Here is a 3,154-nt window from a genome sequence, read left to right on the forward strand (position 1 = left end):
ATTTTGCTGTGTTTGACGGGACACCTGGCAAGGTGACAGTGACGGCTCCGGTTGTCGCTAAAGGCCTGCAGTTTGCTGTCGATGGCTATAATGTCGTCAGTGCCACCACGGCCGATACCATCACTCTGGTTGACACGGCTGCCAAGCCAATCATCAATGTCGGTGATGGCTCCAGCGATAGCGCTCACATGACGGCCATCATCGCATCTGACCTGGCGGGAGCCGACGGTCTGAACAAGACGGGGCTGGGAAAGTTGATCGTCACCGGCAACACGAGCTTTAACGGCAACACGAAGATCAGTGCAGGCACACTGCAGCTGGGTGACAATACCACAACAGGCGGTATCCATGGTGATGTGGAGATCGCCAAAGATGCCGTCTTCGCCATCGACCGCAGCAATAATAATGTTATCTTTGCCGGCGCTATCAGCGGTGACGGCTCATTCGTCAAGATGAATACCAATTCGGTGATCCTGTCGGGCAACAATACATTCACCGGCGGCGTCAATGTGCAGGCGGGCACGCTTCAGGCAGGCAGTGCGACCGCGTTCGGCACAGGCCTGCTGTGGGTTGCCAGCGGTGCGACTGCGGATGTGAACAATTACACTCTCTCTCTCAGCGGGTTGCTCGGTCAGGGGACGGTTCAACTTGGCACCGGTCATCTGACGCTGAATGGCTCAAACGGCATCAAAGATTCTGCCTTTGATGGAAACGTGACCGGGGGAGCTGGTTCGTCCTTCAATCTAACCGGCGACAGCACCTTCTTTATGACCGGCGCCATGGGGGCCGAGGCCATCGGGATTGATACTGGCAGCACCTTCGTCCTTGGCGATGGCAAGACCAATGGCACCTTGTCCAGCAACAGCATAGTCAATCATGGCACCTTCTTTATCAACCTGAAGGGGGACGACACCTTCACTTTGAACGCGGCGCTTAAGGAGGGTGGCACCTTGATGGTCGGGGGTGTGAGGAGCACGGTTACGCTCACCAATAACAACCAGAACTTCACCGGCAATGCCATTATTGGCGAAGGGACCACGTTGCAATTGGGCAATGGCGGTACGAGCGGTAACCTGGCGAGCGCAAGCGAAATCGACAATGATGGCGGTACGCTGGCCTTCAATCGCCAGGATGGCGTGACCTTCACTGGCCTGATCAAAGGCCCCGGTCAGGTTCAGCAACTTGGTGACGGCGTGCTCACGCTGACGGGCGCCAACACCTTCTCCGGCGGTCTCGATGTCGAGAAGGGCCTGGTCAAGGCAGGCATCGCCAACAGTGCTTTCGGTAGTGGCCTTCTGACCGTCGCCACTGGCGCGAGAGCCAATCTGGACGGTTACAACACCACCGTTGGCGGTCTTGCCGGTAGCGGCAATGTCGATCTGACGAGCGGCGCGATCCTGACACTGACCAATGGCGGCGACTTCGACGGTGTGCTCTCCGGTAATGGCGGGCTGACGCTGCAGGCTGGTCTGCAGGTTCTTTCCGGCCAGAATACCTATGACGGTAACACCAGGGTCGACGGCGGTGTACTGGAACAGGGTGCGGATAACGCATTCAGCGCCGCCTCGCACTATTCGGTGGCGGCCGACAGCGCGCTCAGCCTTGCCGGTCACAAGGCGACCATTGCCTCGCTCGACAATGCTGGCTTCGTGACGATGGGAACCTATGGCACGACCGGCACCACGCTGACGGTGAAGAATGATTATTCCGGTACGGACGGCCATGTGATCATGCATACGGTGCTGGGCGGCGACGACTCACGGACCGACAAGCTTGTGGTGGGCGGTGATACGTCGGGCTCCACCACCTTGCAGGTGTTCAACGATGGCGGTGCGGGTGCGCAAACCGTCAACGGTATCGAAGTTGTCAGCGTCGCTGGCCAATCAGGCGGCACGTTCAACCTGAAGGGCGATTATATGACCAAGGATGGCCAGCAGGCTGTTGTTGGCGGCGCCTATGCCTATACGCTGCGCAAGGGAACCAATGCCCGTGATAATGACGGTAACTGGTATCTGACCAGTGCACTGACCAATCCGGTCAACCCTGTCGATCCGAACAATCCGGATAACCCCGACAATCCGAATAACCCGGATAATCCAAACACCAACCCTGACAATCCGGATAATCCAGACCACGCGCGTTACAGTGCCGGTGTGCCGGTCTATGAAGGTTATCTTGCCGCGATGCAGTCGCTCAACAAACTGCCGACCTTGCAGGAGCGTGTGGGCGAGCGTTACTGGACGGGCAAGAACGGCGACGGCCAGTCGAATGGCGGTGTTGTAGACGGTCGCGGCATCTGGGCTCGTATCGAAGGCGCGCATAACCGCTTCGAGCCGGAGACGACGACGGCGCGCATGAAGCAGGACGTCAACACGGTCATCATGCAGGCCGGTGTCGACGGGCAGTTCTACGAAAGCGACGAAGGCCGCTGGATTGCCGGTATCACCGGACAATATGGTCATGGTCGCGCCGATGTCTCGTCGTTCAGCGGCGATGGCGATATCGACACCAATGCCTGGAGCCTTGGTGCAACCTCGACTTGGTATGGCAAGAACGGCTTCTATATCGACGGTCAGGCACAGATCACCTGGTTCGACAGCGATCTGACCTCCTCGACGGCCAATATCGGCCTTGCCGATGGCCGCAAGGCCCGTGGCTATGCCGCAAGCCTCGAAGCAGGCCAGCGCTTTGCTCTGGATGAGGGCTGGTCGCTGACGCCGCAGGCCCAGCTCCTGTGGTCCTCCATCGATGCCGACGGGTTCCGTGATACGTGGAATTCCCATGTCAGCATGCATGACGGCGACAGCCTGATCGGTCGTCTTGGACTTGCGGTCAACCATGACAGCAACTGGCAGGCTGCCGACGGCACCGCAGTCAACACCACGATCTATGGTATTGCCAATATCTATCAGGAATTCCTCGGCGGCACGTCGGTCAATGTTGCCGGCGTCAACTTCGACACCGACGCGCAGAAGACCTGGGCCGGCATCGGCGCTGGCGGCACCTATGCCTGGGCCAACAGCAAATATGCCATCTATGGACAGGGATCCATCGATACATCCCTGACCCACTTTGCCGACAATTACGCGCTCAAGGGAACCGTCGGCTTCAAGATGAACTGGTAAACCCACCCACCATCGCACCAAAATCCAGG

The 3,154-nt window shown here is 58.5% G+C and carries 1 protein-coding gene; it reads left to right on the forward strand.

The window, feature by feature from the left end:
- Positions 1-3,125 (forward strand): autotransporter outer membrane beta-barrel domain-containing protein (locus FIC94_RS22255; protein ID WP_140026460.1); only part of this gene is annotated, 3,125 nt, incomplete at its 5' end.
- Between the last annotated feature and the right edge of the window lie 29 nt (positions 3,126-3,154).

This window comes from Ochrobactrum teleogrylli, from assembly GCF_006376685.1.
Taxonomy (GTDB): Bacteria; Pseudomonadota; Alphaproteobacteria; order Rhizobiales; family Rhizobiaceae; genus Brucella; species Brucella teleogrylli.